General features: G+C 55.4%; 22 protein-coding genes. 8 read left to right on the top strand and 14 right to left on the bottom strand.

Going from position 1 to position 24,964, the window contains the following annotated elements; translation table 11 throughout:
• Positions 1–14 precede the first annotated feature (14 nt).
• A complete protein-coding gene (gene barA, locus RT120_RS13985; RefSeq protein WP_312983410.1) occupies positions 15–2,768 on the top strand; it encodes a two-component sensor histidine kinase BarA in 2,754 nt (917 codons plus the stop codon).
• A gap of 26 nt (positions 2,769–2,794) precedes the next feature.
• Here the strand turns inward: barA and RT120_RS13980 are convergent, their stop codons facing one another.
• The 8 genes from RT120_RS13980 to syd all read right to left on the bottom strand — a co-directional run bounded on the left by RT120_RS13980 (position 2,795) and on the right by syd (position 11,337).
• Positions 2,795–3,937, bottom strand: coding sequence for a glycerate kinase (locus RT120_RS13980; RefSeq protein ID WP_312983408.1), 1,143 nt, complete (start codon positions 3,935–3,937; stop codon positions 2,795–2,797).
• 109 nt (positions 3,938–4,046) lie between these two features.
• Entirely contained in the window at positions 4,047–5,387 is a 1,341-nt protein-coding gene (gene gudD / locus RT120_RS13975; protein ID WP_312983538.1) for a glucarate dehydratase, read from the bottom strand.
• Between the two features lie 24 nt (positions 5,388–5,411).
• On the bottom strand, positions 5,412–6,752 hold the full coding sequence (locus RT120_RS13970) for an enolase C-terminal domain-like protein (protein WP_312983406.1): 1,341 nt from the start codon (positions 6,750–6,752) through the stop codon (positions 5,412–5,414).
• Positions 6,749–8,110, bottom strand: a complete 1,362-nt coding sequence (locus RT120_RS13965; RefSeq protein ID WP_312983404.1) for an MFS transporter — start codon at positions 8,108–8,110, stop codon at positions 6,749–6,751. The genes RT120_RS13970 and RT120_RS13965 overlap by 4 nt, the downstream gene beginning before the upstream one ends.
• Before the next feature lie 470 nt (positions 8,111–8,580).
• Positions 8,581–9,030, bottom strand: coding sequence for a flavodoxin (locus RT120_RS13960; RefSeq protein WP_312983402.1), 450 nt, complete (start codon positions 9,028–9,030; stop codon positions 8,581–8,583).
• Positions 9,031–9,048: 18 nt separating this feature from the next.
• Complete coding sequence (truC, locus tag RT120_RS13955; protein WP_312983536.1) at positions 9,049–9,828, bottom strand: tRNA pseudouridine(65) synthase TruC; 780 nt, start codon at positions 9,826–9,828, stop codon at positions 9,049–9,051.
• 2 nt (positions 9,829–9,830) lie between these two features.
• Positions 9,831–10,160, bottom strand: coding sequence for a YqcC family protein (locus tag RT120_RS13950; RefSeq protein WP_312983400.1), 330 nt, complete (start codon positions 10,158–10,160; stop codon positions 9,831–9,833).
• Positions 10,161–10,791: 631 nt separating this feature from the next.
• On the bottom strand, positions 10,792–11,337 hold the full coding sequence (gene syd, locus RT120_RS13945) for a SecY-interacting protein (protein ID WP_312983534.1): 546 nt from the start codon (positions 11,335–11,337) through the stop codon (positions 10,792–10,794).
• Between the two features lie 70 nt (positions 11,338–11,407).
• Between syd and queF the strand changes: the two genes are divergently transcribed.
• From queF to xni, 5 genes are all read left to right on the top strand, one after another.
• Positions 11,408–12,253 (top strand): NADPH-dependent 7-cyano-7-deazaguanine reductase QueF, encoded by an 846-nt coding sequence (gene queF, locus RT120_RS13940; protein WP_312983399.1) that lies wholly within the window; start codon positions 11,408–11,410, stop codon positions 12,251–12,253.
• A gap of 114 nt (positions 12,254–12,367) precedes the next feature.
• Positions 12,368–13,732, top strand: a complete 1,365-nt coding sequence (gene ppnN, locus RT120_RS13935) for a nucleotide 5'-monophosphate nucleosidase PpnN (protein WP_312983396.1) — start codon at positions 12,368–12,370, stop codon at positions 13,730–13,732.
• Positions 13,733–14,197: 465 nt separating this feature from the next.
• Positions 14,198–15,490: an HAAAP family serine/threonine permease gene (locus RT120_RS13930; protein WP_312983394.1), complete on the top strand. Its 1,293-nt coding sequence runs from the start codon at positions 14,198–14,200 to the stop codon at positions 15,488–15,490.
• A 66-nt stretch (positions 15,491–15,556) separates the two neighbouring features.
• Positions 15,557–16,921, top strand: coding sequence for an L-serine ammonia-lyase (locus tag RT120_RS13925; protein ID WP_312983392.1), 1,365 nt, complete (start codon positions 15,557–15,559; stop codon positions 16,919–16,921).
• Between the two features lie 132 nt (positions 16,922–17,053).
• Positions 17,054–17,809, top strand: coding sequence for a flap endonuclease Xni (gene xni / locus RT120_RS13920; protein ID WP_312983390.1), 756 nt, complete (start codon positions 17,054–17,056; stop codon positions 17,807–17,809).
• A 57-nt stretch (positions 17,810–17,866) separates the two neighbouring features.
• Here xni and rlmM read toward each other — a convergent pair whose 3' ends face one another.
• The 4 genes from rlmM to RT120_RS13900 form a co-directional block, all read right to left on the bottom strand.
• A complete protein-coding gene (gene rlmM / locus RT120_RS13915) occupies positions 17,867–18,967 on the bottom strand; it encodes a 23S rRNA (cytidine(2498)-2'-O)-methyltransferase RlmM (protein ID WP_312983389.1) in 1,101 nt (366 codons plus the stop codon).
• Positions 18,960–19,355, bottom strand: coding sequence for a DUF423 domain-containing protein (locus RT120_RS13910; RefSeq protein ID WP_161660265.1), 396 nt, complete (start codon positions 19,353–19,355; stop codon positions 18,960–18,962). Before RT120_RS13910 ends, rlmM begins: the two co-directional genes overlap by 8 nt.
• A 46-nt stretch (positions 19,356–19,401) precedes the next feature.
• On the bottom strand, positions 19,402–20,319 hold the full coding sequence (gene gcvA, locus RT120_RS13905) for a glycine cleavage system transcriptional regulator GcvA (RefSeq protein WP_183170085.1): 918 nt from the start codon (positions 20,317–20,319) through the stop codon (positions 19,402–19,404).
• A 362-nt stretch (positions 20,320–20,681) separates the two neighbouring features.
• Positions 20,682–20,909: a YgdI/YgdR family lipoprotein gene (locus RT120_RS13900; RefSeq protein ID WP_125295576.1), complete on the bottom strand. Its 228-nt coding sequence runs from the start codon at positions 20,907–20,909 to the stop codon at positions 20,682–20,684.
• Positions 20,910–21,099: 190 nt separating this feature from the next.
• Here RT120_RS13900 and csdA point away from each other — a divergent pair, with 190 nt between their 5' ends.
• Together csdA and csdE are read left to right on the top strand one after the other, a co-directional pair.
• Complete coding sequence (gene csdA / locus RT120_RS13895) at positions 21,100–22,305, top strand: cysteine desulfurase CsdA (protein WP_312983386.1); 1,206 nt, start codon at positions 21,100–21,102, stop codon at positions 22,303–22,305.
• Complete coding sequence (csdE, locus tag RT120_RS13890) at positions 22,306–22,749, top strand: cysteine desulfurase sulfur acceptor subunit CsdE (RefSeq protein ID WP_312983384.1); 444 nt, start codon at positions 22,306–22,308, stop codon at positions 22,747–22,749.
• A 3-nt stretch (positions 22,750–22,752) separates the two neighbouring features.
• Here csdE and tcdA read toward each other — a convergent pair whose 3' ends face one another.
• On the bottom strand, positions 22,753–23,559 hold the full coding sequence (tcdA, locus tag RT120_RS13885; protein WP_312983382.1) for a tRNA cyclic N6-threonylcarbamoyladenosine(37) synthase TcdA: 807 nt from the start codon (positions 23,557–23,559) through the stop codon (positions 22,753–22,755).
• A gap of 49 nt (positions 23,560–23,608) precedes the next feature.
• Positions 23,609–24,709 (bottom strand): murein transglycosylase A, encoded by a 1,101-nt coding sequence (mltA, locus tag RT120_RS13880; RefSeq protein ID WP_312983380.1) that lies wholly within the window; start codon positions 24,707–24,709, stop codon positions 23,609–23,611.
• Positions 24,710–24,964: the final 255 nt, after the last annotated feature.

Raw genomic sequence — 24,964 nt, 5'->3', positions numbered from 1 at the left:
CATAACGGAAGCCTATGACCAACTACAGCCTGCGGGCACGCATGATGATTCTGATCCTGGCGCCAACCGTTCTTATCGGGTTGCTGCTGAGCATTTTCTTCGTCGTCCACCGCTATCACGATTTACAGCGCCAACTTGAAGATGCCGGCGCCAGCATTATCGAACCGCTGGCGGTATCCAGCGAATACGGCATCAATCAAAAAAACCGTGAATCCGTCCGGCAGCTCATTAGCGTGCTGCACCGCCGTCATTCGGATATTGTGCGGGCGATTTCGGTTTACGATCGGGATAACAACCTGTTCGTCACCTCGAATTTCCATTCTAAAACGGAAGGACTGCGCCTCAGCGATGGGAGCGCTCTACCAACCAGCCTGACGGTCATGCGTCAGGGCAACATGATGATTATGCGCACGCCGATTATCTCGGAGAGCTATTCTCCGGACGAATCGGCCACCACTGATGCCAAGCCGGAAGGCAATATGCTCGGCTATGTGGCGCTGGAGCTCGATCTCAGTTCGGTACGGCTGCAACAGTATAAAGAGATGATTATCTCGGTGTTAATGCTGTCGCTATGCATTTTTTGCGCATTGATATTCGCCTGGCGACTGATGCGCGACGTCACCGGGCCAATCCGCAATATGGTGAATACCGTCGACCGCATCCGTCGCGGGCAGCTTGATAGCCGCGTGGAAGGCTTTATGCTGGGCGAACTGGATATGCTAAAGAACGGCATCAACTCGATGGCGATGTCGCTGGCGGCCTACCATGAGGAGATGCAGCATAACGTTGACCAGGCGACTTCAGATCTGCGTGAAACCCTGGAACAGATGGAAATCCAGAACGTCGAGCTGGATCTCGCTAAAAAACGCGCCCAGGAAGCCGCGCGTATTAAATCCGAGTTCCTCGCCAATATGTCCCATGAGTTGCGCACCCCGCTTAACGGCGTGATTGGTTTTACCCGGCTGACGCTGAAAACCGATCTGAATCCGACCCAGCGCGACCACCTGAATACTATTGAACGCTCGGCCAATAACCTGCTGGCAATCATCAACGATGTGCTGGATTTCTCGAAGCTGGAAGCCGGGAAACTGATCCTCGAAAGCATCCCGTTCCTGCTGCGTAATACCCTGGATGAGGTGATGACGTTGCTGGCCCATTCGGCGCACGATAAAGGGCTTGAGCTGACCATCAACATCAAAAACGATGTGCCGGATAACGTGATTGGCGATCCCCTGCGCCTGCAACAGGTGATCACGAATCTGGTGGGCAACGCCATCAAATTTACCGAAAGCGGCAATATCGACATTTTCGTAGAAAAGCGGGCCATCAGCCACAGTAAGGTGCAAATTGAGGTGCAGATCCGGGATACCGGCATCGGTATCCCGGAGGGCGATCAGTCGCGCCTGTTCCAGGCATTCCGCCAGGCGGACGCCAGTATTTCACGGCGACACGGCGGCACCGGGCTGGGGCTGGTGATCACCCAGCGGCTGGTCAATGAGATGGGCGGCGATATTTCGTTCCACAGCCAACCTAATCGCGGCTCGACCTTCTGGTTCCATATCAATCTGGACCTGAACCAGAACGTGGTTATCGATCGTCAAACCACAGAAATCCTGGCTGGACGCCGGATCGCTTACGTCGAACCCAACCATGCCGCCGCGCAAAGTACGCTGGATATGTTAGCCAACACGCCGCTTACCGTGGTCTATAGCCCCACGTTTACCGGCCTGACGGAAAGCCATTACGACATCCTGCTTTACGCCACGTCGGTCACCCAGCGCGAACCGCTCACCATGCAGCATGAGCTGCTGGCGAAAGCGGCGACTATGACCGACTGCTTGCTGCTGGCCCTGCCCTGCCACGCCCAGGTGGACGCCGAAGCGCTGAAAAAAGAGGGGGCGGCAGGCTGTTTACTGAAGCCCATTACCGTCACCCGCTTGATCCCGCTGCTGCTGGAACATTGCCCTAACGGTCAGCCGATACATCCGCCGGTAGACGAGCAAGGCAAACTGCCGATGACCGTGATGGCGGTGGATGACAATCCGGCCAACCTGAAGCTGATTGCCGCGCTGCTTAACGATCACGTACAGCATATTGAGCTGTGCGAGAACGGTATTGAGGCGATTGAACGTGCCAAATCGCAGCCGCTGGACATTATCCTGATGGATATTCAAATGCCGGGCATGGACGGCATTCGCGCCTGCGAGCTGATCCGCCAGTTGCCTCATCATCAACAAACGCCGGTTATTGCGGTAACGGCGCACGCCATGGCCGGCCAGAAAGAAAAACTGCTGGCGGCAGGCATGAACGACTATCTGGCGAAGCCGATTGAGGAAGAAAAGCTGCGGGCTTTACTGCTGCGCTACCAGCCGGGCCAGGTGGTCGCCAGCCAACCTGCCTCTGCCGCCGTTGTGCTGGACCCGCCGCCGGATGTGACACTCGACTGGCAACTGGCCCTGCGCCAGGCGGCCAATAAACCTGACCTGGCGCGGGAAATGCTGCATATGTTGCTGGAGTTTTTGCCCGAAGTGCGCAACACCCTTGAAGAGCAACTGGTTGGCGAAAACCCGGAAAATCTGCTGGATACCATTCATAAGCTGCACGGCAGTTCAGGATATAGCGGCGTTCCCCGGCTCAAAAAACTCTGCCAGTTGATTGAGCAACAGTTGCGAAGCGGTACCTCGCCCGCAGATCTGGAACCAGAAATGCTCGAACTGCTGGATGAGATGGATAACGTGGCGCGGGAAGCGCGGAAAATACTCGGCTGATCCTCTCCCAGCGGGAGAGGATCGCGTTACCTGTTCTGCGGGGAGAGTTTGATTACGGCAGCGATATTGCGGGCATTCATGCGCAGGTTTTTGGCGGCGTTCTCCAGGGCTTCATCCAGCGTACAAATACGCGGGATCACGCTGAAAATCGCGTCCAGCCCGTGGTCGTAAACCACGTCAACATCCTCCGTCAGGCTTCCGGCAATGCCAATGACCGGAATATCGTAGCGTTTCGCCACGCGTGCCACGCCAACAGGCACTTTGCCGTGGATCGTCTGGCTGTCGATACGCCCTTCGCCAGTAATGACCAGATCCGCATCGCGCACGGCGGCATCCAGCGCCAGCGCTTCGGTGACGATTTCGATGCCCTGGCGCAGATCCGCGCCGCAGAATGCGTACAGCGCCACGCCCATACCGCCCGCCGCGCCGCCGCCTTTTAACGTCATCACCGATTTATCGAGATCGCGTTCAATGATTTGCCCGTAATGGGTCAGCGCCTTGTCGAGTCGTTTAATCATCTCCGGCGTCGCCCCTTTTTGCGGGCCAAATATCGCCGTTGCGCCTTCCGCGCCGGTCAGGGGGTTAGTGACATCGCAGGCCGCTTCAATACGGCACTCCGCCAGCCGCTTGTCGAGCTGACTGATGTCGATACGCGCCAGCTGGTTCAGCGTCTCACCGCCAAAACCCAGTTGCTCGCCGCGCTCGTCCAATAATTGCGCACCCAGCGCCTGTACCATGCCTGCGCCGCCGTCGTTGGTCGCGCTACCGCCCAGGCCGATGATGATATGCCGTACGCCAGCATCCAGCGCATGGCCAATCAGCTCGCCGGTGCCCCAGCTTGTAGTAACGCGCGGGTCGCGGCGCGCTGGCGGTACAGATTCCAGACCACTCGCCGCCGCCATTTCGATAAAGGCCTGTTGCTCATCACCAGAAAGCCCATAAAACGCCTCTACCGGTTCGCCCAGCGGCCCGGTGACGCGAAGATTGACAATGCGTCCCTGCGTTGCAGCCACCATTGCCTCGACGGTGCCCTCACCGCCGTCGGCCATGGGGATTTTTACCACCTCCGCATCGGGGAAAATCTGCCGGAAGCCGTCCTCAATGGCGGTCGCGACCTCCAGAGCAGTCAGGCTCTCTTTCCAGGAATCAGGAGCGATAACGATTTTCATAGCTGTTCCTTTCGCGCGGTTTTATTTCGCCTCTTTTGATCAAGCATAAGCGGCGATAACGGCAGCCGCCTGCCGTTAAAAAAAACGGTGCCCGAGGGCACCGAGACGATTAACGCACCATGCAGGGGCGCTTGTTATCGAATTTCCACTCAGGAATAAGATACTGCATACCCATGGCGTCATCGCGTGCGCCAAGTCCATGTTTTTGATAAAGCTCGTTGGCTTTCATTACCTGGTCCATATCCAGCTCGACGCCCAGGCCCGGCGCGCTCGGCACCTGCACCATGCCGCCTTTGATTTCGAATGGCGCTTTGGTCAGGCGCTGATTGCCTTCCTGCCAGATCCAGTGGGTATCAATGGCGGTGATTTTGCCCGGCGCGGCCGCCGCAACGTGGGTAAACATCGCCAGCGAAATATCAAAGTGGTTATTGGAGTGCGAGCCCCAGGTCAGGCCGAAGTCATGGCACATCTGCGCCACCCGTACCGAGCCCTGCATGGTCCAGAAGTGCGGGTCCGCCAGCGGGATATCAACAGATTGCAGCGACAGCGTGTGGCCCATCTGACGCCAGTCGGTGGCAATCATATTGGTGGCGGTCGGCAGACCGGTGGCACGGCGGAATTCAGCCATCACTTCACGTCCGGAATAGCCTTGCTCAGCGCCGCACGGATCTTCCGCGTAAGCCAGCGAACCTTTCAAGTATTTACCGATGTTAATCGCTTCGTTCAGCGACCATGCGCCGTTCGGATCCAGGGTGACTCGCGCCTGCGGGAAGCGTTTCGCCAGCGCCACAATGGATTCGGCTTCTTCTTCGCCCGCCAGGACGCCGCCTTTGAGTTTGAAATCGTTGAAACCGTATTTCTCGTAAGCGGCTTCGGCCAGGCGTACTACCGCCTGCGGGGTCATGGCTTCATCGTGGCGCAGACGATACCAGTCGCATGGATCGTCCGGCTGGCTCTGGTACGGCAGCGGCGTGCGTTTGCGGTCGCCGACGAAGAACAGATAGCCAAGCATTTCCACTTCGCTGCGCTGCTGACCATCGCCCAGCAGAGACGCCACGTTAACGCCCAGATGTTGGCCTAACAGGTCCAGCAATGCGGCTTCAATACCGGTGACCACGTGGATAGTGGTGCGCAGGTCGAAGGTTTGCAGACCACGGCCACCCGCATCACGGTCGGCAAAAGTGGCACGCACGGTATTGAGGATATTTTTATATTCTCCGAGCGTTTTGCCTACCACCAGCGCGGCGGCGTCTTCCAGGGTCTGGCGAATTTTTTCGCCACCAGGGATTTCGCCCACGCCGGTATGGCCTGAGTTGTCTTTGATAATCACGATATTACGCGTGAAGAACGGGGCATGGGCACCGCTCAGGTTCATCAGCATACTGTCGTAACCCGCCACCGGGATAACCTGCATTTCGGTGACTACGGGCGTGGATTGATAAGTCGTCATCATGTAAATCCTTTATCTAAGCCTTCAGGAACGCCCGAATACCGGGCGTTTGCGGTCAAATGTCCAACCAGGAATCAGATACTGCATCGGGCCGGCATCGTTGCGCGCGCCGCCGGGCAGCTTCTTATACGCTTCGTGGGCGTTGTGGATTTGATCCCAGTCGATCTCCACGCCCAGACCCGGCGCATCTGGTACGGCAATTTTGCCGTCTTTAATTTGCAGCGGATCGCGGGTCAGCCGTGATTCGCCTTCCTGCCAGATCCAGTGGGTGTCAATGGCGGTCGGGTTGCCCGGTGCCGCCGCGCCGACGTGGGTAAACATCGCCAGCGAAATATCAAAATGGTTATTAGAGTGGCAGCCCCAGGTCAGGCCCCAGTCGTCGCACATCTGCGCCACGCGCACCGCGCCGCTTAACGTCCAGAAATGCGGGTCCGCCAGCGGGATATCTACTGCATTGAGCATGATCGAGTGGCCCATTTCACGCCAGTTAGTGGCGATCATATTGGTAGCGACCGGCAACCCGGTGGCGCGGCGGAATTCCGCCATCACTTCACGGCCGGAATAGCCCTGCTCCGCACCGCACGGATCTTCGGCGTAGCTCAGTACATCGTTCAACCCTTTGCACAGCGCGATGGCTTCATCCAGCAGCCAGGCCCCGTTCGGGTCCACGGTAATGCGCGCCTCCGGGAAGCGTTTTTTCAGGGCGCGAGCGGCTTCAATCTCTTGCTCGCCCGGCAGTACGCCGCCTTTGAGTTTGAAATCTTTGAACCCATAGCGATCCTGCGCCGCTTCCGCCAGACGCACCACCGATGCGCTGTCCATTGCTTCCTGATGGCGCAGGTGATACCACGGATGTTTGCCCTGCTCGCCCGCCTGATAAGGCAGGTCGGTTTTGGTGCGATCGCCGATGTAGAACAGATAGCCCAGCACCGTCACCGCGTCGCGCTGTTTACCTGGGCCGAGCAGTTCGCACACCGGTACGTTCAGCGCTTTGCCCAGCAGATCGAGCAGTGCCGCTTCCAGCGCTGCGACGGCGTTGACTTTCAGTTCAAACGTCCAGGCACCTTTACCAAAGGTGTCGAAGTCCGCCGCCTGATTGCCTTTGTGCACCTGCTGCACTACGCGATTCAGACGCGCCACTTCCTGGCCGACCACGGTGGGGATAGCATCCACCAGGGTCTGATAAATCACTTCGCCGCCGGGGGCCTCACCAACGCCGGTGTTACCGGCGTTATCTGTCAGTACCACGATATTACGGGTGAACCAGGCGTTATGCGCGCCGCCGATATTCATCAGCATGCTGTCGTGGCCGGCAACCGGGATCACCTTCATTCCGGTGATGACGGGACTGGATTGAGTGGTCATGCGCGGCTCCCGATAACAGGTTTAAGTTCGATACGTTTGATATCACCGACGATCACCAGATAGCTCAGTACCGCGATAAAGGCGTGGACACCCACGTAAATGAGCGCGCCATTGAACGAACCGGAAACCCCAACGATATAACCGATAGCGATCGGCGTCACGATACCGGAGATGTTGCCGAACATGTTGAACAGACCGCCGCTCAGGCCGCTGATCTCTTTCGGTGCGGTATCCGCCATCACCGCCCAACCCAGCGCGCCGATGCCTTTACCGAAGAATGCCATGGCCATAAAGCCGATGATCATCCACTCTGCATCCACATAGTTACAGAACACCATGGTCATGGAGAGCAGCATACCGAGCACGATAGGCGTTTTACGGGCGATGTTCAGCGAGCCGGTACGGCGCATCAGCCAGTCGGAAATAATGCCGCCTAACACACCGCCCACGAAACCGCAGATAGCCGGGATAGACGCCACGAAACCCGCTTTGAGAATCGACATCCCGCGCGCCTGCACCAGATACACCGGGAACCAGGTGATGAAGAAGTACGTCAGGGCGTTGATGCAATACTGGCCGATATACACGCCGATCATCATACGGGACTTCAGCAGTTGCTTGATCTGCCCCCATTTCTGGCTGAACGGAACGGTCTGTTTGTTGTTGTTCTTCTGATCCATATTGATCAGCGCGCCACCGGCTTCGATGTAATCAAGCTCGGCCTGGTTAACGCCCGGATGCTGGTTGGGTTCATGGATCATTTTCAGCCACAGGAAGCTGACCAGAATCCCCAGACCACCCATAAAGAAGAACACGTGCGACCAGCCTACAGCGTGCGTCAGCCAACCCATAATTGGCGCGAAAATAACGGTGGCGAAGTATTGCGCGGAGTTAAAAATGGCGACCGCCGTGCCCCTTTCCTGCGCCGGGAACCAGGCCGCGACGATTCGGCTGTTGCCGGGGAAAGAAGGCGCTTCAGCAAGCCCGACCAGGAAGCGCAGGGTAAACAGCGCAATGATGATGCCGAAACCACTGAAGATATCGACGAAACCCTGCAGTAAGGTAAACATCGACCAGATAAAGATGGACCAGAAGTAGACGCGTTTTGAACCAAAACGGTCAAGCAGCCAACCGCCTGGGATCTGACCGATTACATAGGCCCACGAAAACGCGGAGAACACATAACCCATCCCAACCGGGTCCAGCCCAATATCTTTGGCCATTTCTGAACCAGCGATAGAGAGCGTGGCGCGGTCGCCATAGTTAAACGAGGTGACGATAAACAGCATCACCACTATCCAATAACGAGCATTGGTGCGCTTTTGCACGGCGCTCGCCGTCTGGCTAATCGTATTCATTGTTGCACTCCTGAATCATAGCGTGTTGCTACATTCATTCTGAACAGCACAACCTGGAGGGTAATCAGAATGAGCTTTTTAGTTGTAAGTCGCAGTATTGTTAGCCCAGAGGCGTCACCGCCCTGATTTCTGCGTTTTAAGAACTGGCGAAAAAAGTATATGAAGGGGACGAAAAGAGCTCACCGTGCAGCGCCACAACATTGCAGGGCATTACCTTAAGGGTTTATGGCATCCGCACAACGGAGTGGGCGATGCTTCACGGAAATGAAACCGCAGGCACATGAAACGTTGTTTCAACGGGTATGAAGATAAAGAATGTGAGGCTTGTCGCTTGACGAAGAAAAAGGCGGGGCAGAATGGAAATAAAAGCGCCGAGATAAAACCATTAATTATCAGCGTAATGCGATAGCATTAACCACTATCGCTTGATTCAAAAAAATCAACGCGAGCCCCCGGGCGAGGGCTCATGCTTATTTTAACAGCGCGCCCCAGGCTTCGACCCAGGGATTGGAAACGGATTCCGGTTCTGGATCTTCGCTGGCGTCAATCATCAACACCTCGCCCACACGTGTGGCGCTTTGTTCTGCCAGCAATGCATCGAACTGCTTTCCGGCACCGCAGAAATGCTTGTAGGTGCTGTCGCCCAGGGCAATCACACCATAGCGCAGCCCTGGCTGATAGCCGAGCTGGTCTTTAATTCCCTGAAAGAGCGGCGCAATGCTGTCCGGTAGATCGCCCTGGCCGGTTGTCGACGTGACGACCAGCACGTGATCGTTCTCATATTGCCGCCAGTCATTAAGCTCTGGATCTTCATACACGCTGGCGCTGTGCCCCTGGCCGCGCAAAATGGCTTCCGCCTCTTCCGCCACCAGTAAGGCATTGCCATACATAGTCCCGACAAAAATCCCTATCTTAGCCATTGCTGTGACTCCTTACGATTAACCCTGATGAGAGCCATCCTGACCGTTGAGGGAGGGAAACTCAACCCTTTCAATATCGGGGAGAATTCCGCGCCAGCCGAAATGTGATAACGCCAACATCCAGACCGCATCCAGCGGAGCCGTGATGGTAAGGGCTTCACCCGTTACCGGATGATTCAGCGCAAGCGAACTGGCGTGCAGCATCAGGCGATCGCAGCCAAAATGCTCCGCCGCAGCGCGGTTTTGCCGTAAGTCGCCATGCTTGCTATCACCAATAATGGGGTGGCGCAGATGGGCTAAGTGGCGACGTAGCTGGTGTTTGCGCCCGGTTTGCGGCAATAACGACACCAGGCTGTAGCGCGCCGTGGTATAGCGGCCAACCGCGACGGGCATTTCAGCGGTAGCGACGCCGCGATAATGCGTCACCGCCGGCTGTGGGCCTTTATCGGTACGGGAAAATTTATCGCCGATTTTATCCAGCTCTTCGGTCAGCGGGTAATCCAGCACCGCCTCATCCTGCAACCAGCCGCGGGTAATGGCGTAATAGTGTTTGCGGATCTGATGATGTTCAAACTGCTGGGCCAGTAACCGTCCAGCCTCGCTGGATAGCCCCATCAGCAATATGCCGGAGGTCGGCCTGTCCAGCCGATGGGCGGTAAAAACGTGCTGACCAATCTGATCGCGCACGGTTTGCATCACCACCACTTTTTCATCGCGATCGAGCCAACTACGGTGTACCAGCCAGCCGGAAGGCTTATTCACCGCCACCAGCCATTCATCCTGATAAAGGATCTCCAGGTTCACTCTTTTTCCTCGGTAAACCAGGCGTCTAATTCCTGAAGGAGTTCAAGCATAATTTCCCGCGCCGGATGGCCGGGATGCAGCGCCACTTCATAATAAGGCGCGATGGCAAACGCCTGCGGCAACGGGCTATTACTGTCGAGTAGTGCATGCATCCGTGGAATAAATATCCACTGTAGCCATTCGTAAGGCGCAAGGGTATCCAGACAAAACGGTTTATCGCTGGTAAACGCGGCGGCGTCAGGAGATGTACCCTGCCACTGTTGATGTTGGCGCAGCGTGGCTTCAATACGTAAAAGTTGCTGACGAACAGCTTCAGCTCTGTTCATGATGACCTCAATTCCGGCAAACAGGCGCGAAGCATAGCATTTCATGGCGGGAATAAAAAAAGGGAGCACTGTAAAAACAGTGCTCCCGGTTCGTTTCGCAGCAGTCCAGCTACTTTTGTTGCTCCCTGCTCATCCGTGACAACTTTTCCTGTGAGCTCAAGAGCTCAATATCCTTATCGATGCATCCTGCACGACATCATCCTGATGGCTTATTTGCACCTTCCTGGCGCTGAGTCCCTGATCATCCTGATCCACCGAACATCCCGACCGGCTCTCGTTCTCCCTCCTGGAGGTGTCCTTTAACGCAGCCTTGCGTTATCCTTGCTTCATCCTGAAGCCTTCCCTGAATCACCTTCCCGGTGTGTTCCCAGTAGAAGTAACATCTTCCTGATGTACACTTCATATCGCGACGTCCTGTCGACACGTATAGAATCCTCTATTACGACTCGTCTTACAAGCGAACGGCGGTCACAAATTGCAGTTAAGTTTCATTCGAAACCAACAAAATAACGCGCAATACGCTGATAAATATGTAATTAAATTTTACACGCAGGTAAATACCCTAAAGTGTTAGCGGCGATCTCTCACAAACTTGTAAGAGATATCTCACAAGCGGATTGGCAAAATAAGCTTACACCTGCGGTTCAAGGCTCGAAAGGAACGCGACGAGTGTGGGTGAAAGCACGGTCCGCTGGCGTGTGCCTATCTTTTCATGCACCACTTCCCCGGTTAAATTACAGACGGAGATCACGTCCATTTCATCGTCACACGTCGCAATAAACAGCGTGGGGGAGAGCTTTAAACGCTTCTGAGTAACGAGGTGTCCAATAAGGTGTTCCTGGACGCGACGAAAATCGTCTTCGCTCCACGTTTGCAGCAGGGTAAGCGGCTGGCCGTCGAAACGCGCCGTCATATCGCCAGCAAATTGCGAAGTATAGAAACGATGGAAATCCGCTTGCAGGACGATATCCATGGCACGTTCCACGGCGCTGAGATCGGCGGCAGGTTCAAAAGGCTGCGGTTGCCAGATAACCTTATCCTGCAACGTAGAAATGATGCACGGCGAGGGCACCCCATACAGCTCCTCGCTTTGCGGCCAGGTCGCATAAACGTCATGCCACGCATCGCAAAATCGATGGGTAAAGGCTTTCAGGGCTTGCTGCACGTCACTTTCCACCACGTTTCTCTCTCTTTGCCAGGTACGGTACACTAGGCCGAATATTGTACCTGCTTTATTTTGGTGACACATGACTTCTTATGAAAACCACGCGGCGTTAAGCGGACTGACGCTCGGCAAATCCACGGATTACCGGGATATCTATGACGCCAGCCTGTTGCAGCCGGTGCCGCGCAGTTTAAACCGCGATCCGCTGGGGCTCAGTGGTGGTAACTTACCGTTTCACGGTGCGGATATCTGGACGCTATATGAGCTATCCTGGCTTAACAGTAACGGCTTACCGCAAGTGGCGGTCGGTCACGTCAGTATTGATTCCACCAGCGTAAATCTGGTGGAGTCCAAGAGTTTCAAACTCTATCTCAACAGCTTTAACCAGAGCCGCTTCACCAATTGGGATGAGGTACAACAAACCCTGGCGCGGGATTTAAGCCACTGCGCCCAGGGCAACGTCGAAGTTCAACTCTATCGGCTGCATGACATTGAAGGCCAGGCGGTCGCCGCGTTCGATGGCATTTGTATTGATGACCAGCCCATCACCATTGATAGCTATGAATTTGATGCCGCTTATCTAGAAGGCGCAGCCGGGGAACAACAGGTCGAAGAGACGCTGGTGAGCCATATACTGAAATCCAACTGCCTGATAACTCATCAGCCGGACTGGGGTTCAGTGCAAATCCGCTACCGCGGCCCGCAAATCGACCGCGAAAAACTGCTGCGTTACCTGGTTTCTTTCCGCCACCATAACGAATTCCACGAACAGTGCGTGGAGCGGATATTTAGCGACATTATGCGATTCTGCCGCCCGCAAACGCTGAGTGTCTATGCGCGCTACACTCGTCGCGGCGGGCTGGATATCAACCCCTGGCGCAGTAATACCGATTTCACGCCCGCCACGGGCCGGCTGGTGCGCCAATAACTGGAATATGTCTCGCATTTGACACACCATTTTACGTTAGCGAGTTGTTAAACCGGAGCAGGCAGGGCTATTGTAATCACAGGGATCGGCGCGTTGTGCCCGTAAGGAGTTCACTTGATTACACATATTAGCCCGCTTGGCTCAATGGATATGTTGTCGCAGCTGGAAGTCGATATGCTTAAACGCACGGCCAGCAGCGACCTTTATCAACTTTTCCGCAATTGTTCACTGGCCGTACTGAATTCCGGTAGTCAGACCGACAACAGTAAAGAACTGCTTTCTCGCTTCGAAAACTTCGACATTAACGTGCTGCGTCGCGAGCGCGGCGTGAAGCTCGAGCTCATTAATCCGCCGGATGAGGCTTTCGTTGACGGCCGCATTATCCGCTCGCTGCAGGCCAACTTGTTCGCGGTACTGCGCGATATTTTGTTCGTTAACGGGCAAATCACCAGCGCCGGTCGGTTTCATCATCTCGACCTGGAAGACTCTACCCATATTACCAACATGGTGTTTTCGATCCTGCGCAACGCCCGTGCCCTTCACGTGGGTGAAGCGCCGAATATGGTGGTGTGCTGGGGCGGTCACTCCATCAACGAAACCGAGTATCTTTATGCCCGTCGTGTCGGCACCCAATTGGGTCTGCGCGAACTGAATATCTGCACCGGCTGCGGGCCGGGCGCGATGGAAGCGCCGATGAAAGGCGCGGCGGTGGGCCATGCCCAGCAGCGCTATAAAGATGGCCGCTTTATTGGCATGACCGAGCCATCCATTATCGCGGCGGAACCGCCGAACCCGCTGGTCAATGAATTGATCATCATGCCGGATATTGAAAAGCGTCTGGAAGCGTTCGTGCGTATCGCCCACGGGATCATCATCTTCCCCGGCGGCGTGGGCACGGCGGAAGAGCTGCTTTATTTACTGGGCATTCTGATGAACCCGCACAACCAGGACCAGGTACTCCCGCTGATCCTCACCGGGCCGAAGCAGAGTGCGGATTATTTCCGGGTTCTGGACGAGTTTATTGTCAGTACCCTGGGTGAGCAGGCGCGCCGTTACTACCGCATCATTATTGACGATGCACCGGAAGTGGCGCGTCAGATGAAAAAAGCGATGCCGCAGGTGAAAGAGAACCGTCGTGAAACTGGCGATGCGTACAGCTTTAACTGGTCAATTCGCATCTCGCCGGATCTGCAAGTGCCGTTTGAACCGACCCACACCAACATGGCGAACCTGAAACTTTATCCTGACCAGCCGACAGAAGTGCTGGCGGCGGATCTGCGCCGCGCCTTCTCCGGCATAGTTGCGGGTAACGTGAAGGAAAACGGCATTCGCGCGATTGAGCAATACGGCCCGTATAAAATTCATGGCGATGCACACATGATGAAGCAGATGGATCACCTGCTACAGGGCTTTGTCGCGCAGCACCGTATGAAATTGCCGGGCAGTGCGTATATCCCCTGCTATGAGATCTGTACCTAGCATAATCTAAAATACCCGGGCGGCCATGAGCCGCCCTTTTTTTCGCCCTGACGGCAAAACGGAAACGATTGCTTTGGTGTTCCTGGCGAAAAACATCATCCTAACTAATGAATTTTCCTTAATAAATCCCGTTTAACCTCAATTTAACAGAGTAAAATCTGATATCTCTCGCCGGCTGTATCCTGCGCCACCCTGCGAATGCTAGGCTTCGCGTCCAATAATGTGGCAAAGGAGTAAAAAATCAGCGCAAAGGCCCAAAAAATACCCTTATAAAAAGTAGATTATGGCAATTGAGATCCCGATCACTGATAGATTGACGCCATAAATGTATCTTTCCGCCCGAAAATAGTTACGGGAAAAAATTATAAAAATCCCCTCTTTACCAGTATTTCGTTTTACAGTCAGGCGCTTTTGCATTGGATGTCTCTAAAAGCCTGATTTTTATGCTTCCTCCAGGAGAAACAGATGGAAACCACCCAAACCAGCACCATTGCGTCAACCGCGACGCGCAGTTCATGGCGCAAAACCGACACCATGTGGATGCTTGGCCTGTACGGCACAGCAATCGGCGCAGGTGTTCTTTTCTTACCTATTAACGCCGGTGTCGGCGGCATGATCCCGTTAATCATCATGGCGATCATTGCTTTCCCGATGACCTTCTTTGCACACCGTGGGCTGACCCGCTTTGTGCTGTCAGGCAAAAACCCGGGCGAAGACATCACGGAAGTGGTTGAAGAACACTTCGGCGTTGGCGCAGGTAAACTGATTACCCTGCTCTACTTCTTCGCGATTTACCCAATCCTGCTGGTATACAGCGTGGCAATTACCAATACGGTGGACAGCTTCATTACCCACCAGTTGGGCATGACTGCGCCGCCACGTGCGATTCTTTCTCTTCTTCTGATTATCGGCATGATGACCATCGTGCGTTTCGGTGAGCAGATGATCGTGAAAGCGATGAGCGTGCTGGTGTTCCCGTTTGTCGCAGCACTGATGCTGCTGGCGCTTTACCTGATCCCACAGTGGAGCGGTGCGGCGCTGGATACTCTCTCCTTCAGCTCTGCGGCGACCTCTACCGGCAACGGCCTGTGGATGACCCTGTGGCTGGCGATCCCGGTAATGGTGTTCTCTTTCAACCACTCCCCGATCATCTCCTCCTTCGCTGTGGCGAAGCGTGAAGAGTACGGCGTGGAAGCCGAGAAAAAATGTTCACGTATTCTGGCCTTCGCACACATCATGATGGTGCTGACGGTGATGTTCTTCGTGTTCAGCTGCGTACTGAGCCTCTCCCCGGCTGACCTGGCGGAAGCAAAAGCGCAGAACATCTCAATTCTGTCTTATCTGGCTAACCACTTTAACGCGCCGATCATCGCCTGGATGGCACCGATCATTGCGATTATCGCTATCACCAAATCCTTCCTTGGCCACTACCTGGGCGCACGTGAAGGCTTCAACGGTATGGTGATTAAATCTCTGCGCGGCAAAGGTAAATCTATCGAAATCAACAAACTGAACCGCATCACTGCACTGTTCATGCTGGTTACCACCTGGATTGTGGCAACCCTGAACCCGAGCATCCTGGGCATGATTGAAACCCTGGGCGGCCCGATCATCGCAATGATCCTGTTCCTGATGCCGATGTATGCCATCCAGAAAGTACCGGCTATGCGCAAGTACAGCGGCCATATCAGCAACGTATTCGTGGTTGTGATGGGCCTGATTGCCATCTCCGCTATCTTCTACTCGCTGTTCGGCTAATAGCCTCATCCGCGCCGCTCGCAGAGCGGCGCATGCCCTTACCTCTCACTACGCAATGGATGCATCATGATCAGTGTTTTTGATATTTTCAAAATCGGTATCGGTCCTTCCAGTTCCCATACTGTCGGGCCGATGAAAGCGGGCAAGCAGTTTACGGATGATTTAATCGCACAAGGATTGTTGCGTGATGTTACCCGTGTCGTTGTTGATGTTTACGGTTCACTTTCCCTGACGGGCAAAGGGCACCACACTGATATTGCTATCATTATGGGTCTGGCGGGCAACCTGCCGCACTCAGTTGATATCGATAGCATCCCTGGTTTTATCCAGGACGTTAATACCCATGGACGCCTGCTGCTGGCGAACGGCGAACACGAAGTCGAGTTCCCGGTCGATGAGTGCATGAATTTCCACGCTGATAACCTTTCCCTGCACGAAAACGGGATGCGCATTTCCGCGCTTGCCGGTGACAAGGTGGTTTACAGCCAAACCTATTACTCTATCGGCGGCGGATTTATTGTGGATGAAGACCACTTCGGCGTGACCAGTGCGTCACCCGTTGAAGTGCCTTATCCGTATAAAAACGCGGCGGATCTACAGCGCCATTGCCGCGAAACCGGCCTGTCGCTCTCTGGCCTGATGATGAAAAACGAACTCGCTTTGCACAGCAAAGAGGAGCTCGAAACCCATCTGACCCAGGTCTGGGAAGTGATGCGCGGCGGTATTGAGCGCGGCATCACCACCGAAGGCGTACTGCCGGGCAAACTGCGCGTACCACGCCGTGCCGCGGCGCTGCGTCGTATGCTGGTCAGCAGTGATAAAACCACCATGGACCCAATGGCGGTGGTGGACTGGATCAACATGTTCGCGCTGGCAGTCAACGAAGAGAACGCCGCTGGCGGACGCGTCGTCACCGCGCCAACCAACGGTGCCTGCGGCATTGTTCCGGCGGTGCTGGCGTACTACGACAAGTTTATCCGCGAAGTGAACGCTAACTCGCTGGCGCGTTACCTGCTGGTTGCCAGCGCTATTGGCTCGCTTTACAAGATGAACGCGTCCATTTCCGGTGCGGAAGTGGGTTGCCAGGGCGAAGTGGGCGTAGCCTGCTCCATGGCGGCGGCGGGTCTGGCGGAGCTGCTGGGCGCAAGTCCGATGCAGGTATGCATCGCGGCGGAGATCGGCATGGAACATAACCTTGGCCTGACCTGCGACCCGGTTGCCGGACAAGTCCAGGTGCCGTGCATCGAGCGTAACGCGATTGCCGCAGTTAAAGCGGTAAACGCCGCGCGTATGGCGCTGCGCCGCACCAGCGAGCCGCGCGTCTGCCTCGATAAAGTCATCGAAACCATGTACGAAACAGGTAAAGACATGAACGCCAAGTACCGCGAAACCTCACGCGGCGGCCTGGCGATGAAAGTCTCCTGCGATTAATCCTTCCTTCTCCGCCTTCCACCGTGAAGGCGGAGCTGTTTTTGCGGCATATCTTCCTGATTTCCCCTCGTTTGTGGTTCATGCTATCGAGAAATGATAGGGTAGCCCCACATTTACACGGAGGCGGAATACATGGCAGTACTGTTAATCGTTGACGCACTCAATCTGATTCGTCGCATTCATGCCGTGCAGGGTTCGCCCTGCGCTGAAACCTGCGTTCATGCGCTTCAGCAGTTAATTGTACACAGTAACCCGACCCACGCCGTTGCCGTGTTTGACGACGAGGCGCGCGATAGCGGCTGGCGACATCAACTTTTCCCGGATTACAAAGCCGGACGCGCGCCGATGCCGGACGATCTGCATGCCGAAATGCCTGCCCTGCGCCGGGCGTTTACCGACTACGGCGTGGCGTGCTGGCACTCTCCAGGCAATGAGGCGGACGATCTAGCCGCAACTTTGGCCGTAAAAATCGCCAGCGCCGGGCACCAGGCGATGATTGTTTCCACCGATAAAGGCTATTGCCAGCTGTTGTCACCGGCCATTCAGATCCGCGATTACTTTCAGAAGCGCTGGCTGGATGCGCCGTTTATCGAAAATGAATATGGCGTTGCGCCGCAGATGCTGCCGGATTACTGGGGCCTGGCGGGCATCAGCAGTTCAAAAATCCCCGGCGTAGCGGGTATCGGGCCCAAAAGCGCCACTCAACTTATTGGCGAGTTCGGCTCGCTGGAAAACATTTACGCCAATCTGGAAAGCGTACCGGAGAAATGGCGCAAAAAGCTTGAAGCGCACCGTGAAGCTGCCTTTATGAGCCGCGCCATCTCGACGTTGAAAACGGATTTACAACTGGACGGCAATTTACAACAGCTGCGCCTGACGAGGCGCTGATCCTCAGAAACAACAAAGGGCCCGAAGGCCCTTTGTGATAATGCAAGAGAACGTGACTTAACGCTCGTCACGGCGTCCGCCCACCGCTGCCCACATACGGCGCACGTGAACGGTCACTTCTTCACGGTCGTGATAAAGCTGACGTGCCTGGATCTGGGCGCTGATGTTGTTAGCATCCAGCTGTTCCTGAATAAACGCGATGTTCTGCGAGACTTCTTCGTAGCGCTTTTTCATCGGCAACTTGAGGTTGAAAATCGCCTCGCGGCACCAGCCGTTCACCAGCCACTGCGCCATCAGCGCCGACACTTTGGCGGGCTTCTCCACCATATCGCACACCAGCCAGGAGATGTTGTTACGATTTGGGCGATAGCGGAAACCGTCTTCGCGCAGCCAGGTTACCTGCCCGGTATCCATCAGGCTTTGCGCCATCGGGCCGTTGTCCACTGACGCCACCCACATATTGCGTTTCACCAGCTGATAGGTCCAGCCGCCGGGGCACGCGCCGAGGTCGACGGCGTGCATGCCGTTCGCCAGACGTTCGTCCCACTCATCCGCCGGAATAAACACGTGGAACGCTTCTTCCAGTTTCAACGTTGAGCGGCTTGGCGCATCAGACGGGAATTTCAGCCGCGGGATGCCCATATAGAACGGGGAATTGTTATTGGTATACGAATAGCCGGTGTAGCAGCAGCCAGGAGCGATAAAGAAAACATGCACCACCGGGCGCTTCGGGGTTTCGAACTTCGCCAGCACATTGGCTTCACGCAGCGCAGCGCGCAGCGGCACGGTGAATTTGCGGCAGAACTTCATCAGTTCTTTGCTTTCGTTGGTATCGGCTACTTCCACGCGCAGATCGCCACCCTTTTCCACCACGCCCTGTAACATGCCGACAATCGGCGTAATACGGTCTTCCGGGGGAAGATTTTGCAGCAGTTCACCGCCAACAAACATCTGGCGGGCAAAAATCAGCGAACTGAACGGCAGCTCGCGCGCCAGTTTATCGGCCTCTTCTGGCTGGTAGCATTCAAAAATCACATAGCCGGATTGCTCTTTAACGCGTGCAAACCCATAAACGTTCAGGAGAGCCGCTTTATCGGTAATCTCCGCCGCACACTCTTTCTCAAAACCCTGGCGGCAATACAAAATTACCTTATTCATGCCCACTGCCTTTTCGTTTCAGACGCACCGCGCCAATTAACATCAATATCCAACCGGCGAGGAAACTGACGCCCCCTACCGGCGTAACAAACGCCCACAGGCGCAAATGTGACAGCGCCAGGCAATACAGACTGCCGCTGAACAATACGGTACCCAGCGCCATAAACACGCTGCTCCAGTAAAACCAAATGCTGATACGGCGCTGCATGGCAACCGCCAGCCCTAAAATCGCAAGGGTATGGAACGCCTGATATTGCAGGCCGGTCTGGATCCATCCCATTTCCATCGGCCCAATGGTTTTACTTAATACGTGTGCGCCAAAGGCCCCAAGCGCCACAAAAATAAAGCCGCTAACGGCAGTAAAAATCAGCATGAATCGGCTGGTCATGTGTTAGCCCTAAAGTAATCCGTACCAGTTGTACGCAAAAAATTGATTATTGCTCATAGCGAAAACGGAATTTTTCCTGCTCGCTGGCTGCTTTCGACAGGATCCATTGGCGAAAGGCCGCTATTTTACCCAGTTCTGCCTGACTGTCATGACATACCAGATAAAACGCGTTTTTACTCACCAGCACATCATTAAACGGGCAAGCCAGACGCCCGGCTTCGATTTCGGTTTGCGCCATCACGTTATTCGCCAACGCAATGCCCTGGCCGTGGATCGCCGCCTGCAGCACCATGGCGCTGTGGCTGAAAATCGGTCCCTGCTGCACGTTAATATGTGTAAGACCAAGCTGGCGCGTATAAGTTTGCCAGTCGCGGCGCGATGCATCGTGCAATAACGTATGGCGGCCCAGATCTTCCGGCACTTTCAGCGGTTTATCACCGGTTAACAGCATCGGCGAACAAACCGGCAGCAGATATTCTGCATACAGTTTTTCAACCCGCAGTCCCGGCCAGTTGCCGCGCCCGTAGAAAATCGCCACGTCGACATCGTCCGCCAGCTTATCTTCCTGACGATCGACCGCCTGGATACGCACGTCAATGCCGGGATACGCCATATTAAAACTGGAAAGACGAGGCACCAGCCAGTGGATGGCAAAGCTCGGTAGCAGGCTAACCGTCAACGCGCCTTTCGCACTGCGCGCCTGAAGTTTACGGGTCGCTTCGGTAAGCTGCGAGAAAATTTCTTTGATGTCCAGAAAATAACTCTGGCCCTCTTCCGTGAGCAATAACGAGCGATTGCGTCGACGAAATAGTTTTAATCCGAGAAAGTCTTCCAGAGACTTAATTTGATGGCTCACTGCCGCCTGGGTAACGAACAGTTCTTCCGCCGCTTTGGTAAAGCTTAAATGGCGGGCTGCTGCATCAAATACGCGTAATGCGTTTAGTGGGGGTAATCGCTTTGACATGGTCACCGGACTTGTATGTTAATGCTCAGTAACAAACAGGAAACAAGAGTTAACCTATTAGTTTTTTTTATCTGAGCCATTATAAATTGTCCGTTGAGGTTGCACCAGCAAATACCTATCATGGCGCCACTTCCTGAGCCGGAACGAAAAGTCATTGGGATGGTCGTTGTGAACGATAGTTCTGAGGGCTTTTGGCTTACGGTTGTGATGTTGTGTTGTTGTGTTTGCAATTGGTCTGGAATTCAGACCTCGGTAGCGAGACTACCCCTTTTCACTTCCTGTACATTTACCCTGTCTGTCCATAGTGATTAATGTAGCACCGCAAATTGCGGTGCTTTTTTTTATCTACTGTTTATGAACGCTTAGCGCTCCAGCTCAACCATTTCTTTGATATCACTGTGGTTGATCTGCTGCTTATTGCCGTTGGCGTCGGTGTACTTGATCATACCGGTTTCTTTATCGGTCTGCGGTTTACCTTCAGACACAATCGAACGACCATCGTTGGTGTGCATCACATAGTTCGGGCTTGAACATGCGCTCAGGGCAAAGGCCATTACACAAGCGGATACTACTGCGGCTGTCTTATTCATATTCTTCTCCTCGTAGAGTTTCATGCTCTGTAAAGCTCATCTACTAACAGGCAAAAATATTTGCCAAACAATAATTAGCATAACGTTCTTTCACAGGGTTGCCTGGATAAACAGACTAATCCGAGGATTATCAATCGCCTTGTGTCAGCCAGTGAAATGCGCCACGATCGGGTGAAATGAGAGGATCGCCATGACAGCATTCAACCCCACCCTTTTTCGCAGCGCCTTTCCCGCGCTGGCCGATGCAGGCGTGTATCTGGACAGCGCCGCCACGGCTTTGAAACCGCAGGCAGTCATCGACGCCGCACAGCAGTTTTATAGTCTAAGCGCTGGCAATGTTCATCGTAGCCAGTTCGCCAGCGCCCAGCGCCTGACCGCGCAGTATGAAGCGGCACGCGACCGCGTCGCCCGGCTGATTAACGCGCCGCAAAGTCACGACATCGTCTGGACGCGCGGCACCACTGAAGCCATTAATATTGTCGCCCAGTGTTATGCGCGCCCGCGCCTCAAGCCGGGCGATGAAATTATCGTCAGCGTTGCCGAGCACCACGCCAATCTGGTGCCGTGGCTGATGGTGGCGCAGCAAACCGGGGCGCGAGTCGTCAAGTTGCCGCTTAATGCCCGCTATGTACCGGACGTCGACGGCCTGGCGGCGTTAATCACGCCACGCACCCGCATTCTGGCGCTGGGGCAAATGTCCAACGTCACGGGCGGTTGCCCGGATCTGGCAAAAGCCGTTGATATCGCTCATTCGGCAGGGGCGGTTGTGATGGTGGACGGCGCGCAGGGCGTGGTGCATTGCCCGGCCAATGTCCAGGCGCTGGATATCGATTTTTATGCCTTCTCCGGTCACAAGCTTTACGGCCCAACCGGCATTGGTGTGCTATACGGCAAAACCGCCTTACTAAACGGTATGGAACCCTGGCTCGGCGGCGGAAAAATGCTCACTGAGGTGTCGTTCGAGGGCTTTACACCTAAGCCTGCCCCCTGGCGCTTTGAAGCCGGTACGCCGAACGTGGCGGGCGTGATGGGGCTAAGCGCGGTGCTGGAATGGCTGGCGACGGTAGATGTCGTGGAGTCAGAAAATTACAGCCGCGGGCTGGCAACGCTGGCGGAAGACGCGCTGGCTAAGCGTCCTGGTTTTCGCAGTTTCCGCTGTCAGGACTCCAGCCTGTTAGCCTTTGATTTTGCAGGTGTTCACCATAGCGACATGGTCACGCTGCTGGCGCAATCCGGCATCGCGCTGCGCGCCGGGCAACACTGTGCCCAGCCGTTGCTGGCGGAGCTTGGCGTCAGCGGTACGCTGCGCGCCTCATTTGCGCCCTATAATACCCGTCAGGATGTAGACGCGCTGGTTGCCGCTGTGGACCAGGCGCTGGAACTTTTGGTGGATTAAATGACAAGTACATTTCTGGCCGGGCACCCGTTCGGCACCTCGATCACGGAAGAGACGCTGCGCCAGCAGTTTGCGCCGCTCAACCAGTGGGAAGAGAAGTATCGCCAGTTGATTTTACTGGGCAAACAGCTGCCGCCGCTGCCTGCGGATTTGAAACAAGAAAATATCGAGATTGCCGGATGTGAAAACCGCGTCTGGTTAGGGCATACCCGCCAGGCCGACGGCACGCTGCATTTCTATGGTGACAGCGAAGGCAGGATAGTTCGCGGCCTGCTGGCGATCCTGCTGACGGCGATTGAAGGTAAAACGCCGGAGCAACTGACCCGCCAGGATCCGCTGGCGCTGTTCGATATGTTAGGTTTACGCGCCCAGATTAGCGCTTCCCGCAGCCAGGGATTAGACGCCCTGGCGAATGCGGTGGTGCAGGCGGCGCGGGAAGCGTAGCCCTTACGCGGTGCGCGCCGCTTTAGCGAGCATTTTCTTTAGCGCATGGGACACGGCGACAAACCCAAAGGTCGCCGTGACCATGGTCGCCGCGCCAAAGCCGGAGGCACAATCCATCCGCTTCGGCCCTTCAGCCGTGCTTTTCGCCGCACAAACCGACCCGTCCGCCTGCGGATAAACCAGCGCTTCGGTTGAGAACACGCAATCCACGCCCAGCTTACCTTTACTGTTTTTCACCACGCCAAAATCGCTTTTCAGTCGTTCGCGCAGTTTTGCCGCCAGCGGGTCCTGAATGGTTTTCGCCAGGTCGGTTACCTGAATTTGCGTCGGGTCGATCTGCCCGCCCGCTCCGCCGGTGGTCACCAGCGGGATTTTATTACGGCGGCAATAAGCAATTAACGCCGCTTTTGGCCGTACGCTGTCGATGGCATCAATCACATAGCTAAAGCCCTGGCCAAGCAGCGCGGCAACGTTATCCGCCGTCACGAAGTCATCAACCACGGTGACGCGGCATTCCGGGTTGATCTGCCGCAGACGCTCCGCCATCACTTCCGCTTTCGCCAGGCCGACATTATCGCGCAACGCGTGGATTTGCCGGTTGGTGTTTGTGACGCAGACATCGTCCATATCGATCAGCGTGATGGCGCCAATACCGGTACGCGCCAGCGCTTCCGCCGCCCACGAGCCTACACCGCCGATACCCACCACGCAGATATGCGCGTCCGCAAACAGTTGCAGCGCCTGTTGACCATATAAACGCGCCGTGCCGCCAAAGCGGCTACGCCAGGCGTCCGTCATTACCACAGCCATGAAAACCTCAGAACCAGAAGGCGGGTCTGAGACCCGCCATAAGAAAGGATTAACCGTTAAATACGTTGCCCGTGCCCGGTGCGGCTTTCAGCACCCAGACGCGGCCATAGTGATTATACCAACCCGCGCGATGCCCGGCGTCAGCGCCGATACCCTGGTAAATGTCGAAGTGCTGGCCTTTAATTGCCCCGCCGACATCCAGCGCTACCATCACGCGCAGTTCATATTGTCCGTTGAACTTGCCGTTGTTGTCCAGCAACGGGACTTCCGCCAGCAGTGTCGTGCCCGCCGGAATGATGGAACGATCGGAGGCCACCGATGCGCGGCCAATCAGCGGCACGGCGCTGGCGCCTTTCACCGGTGAATAGCTTTGCGGTTTAAAGAATACGAATGAGGGGTTGTTCTCTAACAGTTCGCGCACTTCTGCTTCGCTGTGAGTTTCACCCCAGTGGCGAATCGCCTGCATCGACATGTCTTCTTTCTTCACTTCGCCGCGGTCGATCAGCACTTTGCCAATGGCGTAGTAACCATGACCATTTTTTCCCGCATAGCTGAAGAACGTCAGTGGGCTGCCATCACCGAAATCGATATAGCCGCTGCCCTGCACGTCCATAATGAAGTTATCCATCAGGGAGTTACTGTACGCCAGCACATAGGATTCGCTCAGCGCGCCCGCGTAAATCTCTGCACGTGAAGGCAAGCGCCCGCCGCGCTTCGGCGGCATGCGGTAAATCGGGTACTGGAATTCGCCCTGGCGGGTATGTCGCGCCTGGATAACCGGCGTGTAGTAGCCGGTAAACTGGACGTTGCCGTAGTTATCCGCGCCTTCCATCTGCCAGGCATCAAGGCCGAACTGGCGCATGGTGCGCGTATCGCCGCCGGAACGCAGCCATTGCTGAACCGCCGAGTAGACGTTGCTCTGGTTGTTATACAGGCGCGGCGACGCATTACGAATTTCCGTAACCTGCTGGGCGTAATCCCCTGCGTTAATCGGCGCGCCCATGGCGTCGGGCTGGTTAACCAGAGAGAACGGCTGGTTTAATTTGCCGTCTTTATATTGCTGACCGCGATCGGTCGGTTTTGATGAACAGGAGGCGAGTACTACGACCATCGCCCCTGTGAGTAAAAATTTTGTCCAACGTCCTTTCATTCTTGAGTCTCAGATTACCGCGCCGTGCAGGCGAAGATAGCAAACCGTTCCGGCTAATGAAATGCGCACTCAGCCCAATATCGCCATAACGTCTAAAAATTGCGCACCTGGCGAGATATTTAGCCTGGGAGAGCCAAAATCAGCGGTTTTGTTACAAAAAGGGTTGCATCGAAATGTCAGCGGAGTATAGTGCGCATCCACGGACGCGGGGTGGAGCAGCCTGGTAGCTCGTCGGGCTCATAACCCGAAGGTCGT

Source organism: Atlantibacter sp. (genome assembly GCF_032062175.1).
In the GTDB taxonomy this organism is placed as follows: domain Bacteria; phylum Pseudomonadota; class Gammaproteobacteria; order Enterobacterales; family Enterobacteriaceae; genus Atlantibacter.
This window is presented reverse-complemented; position numbering and strand designations above follow the sequence as displayed.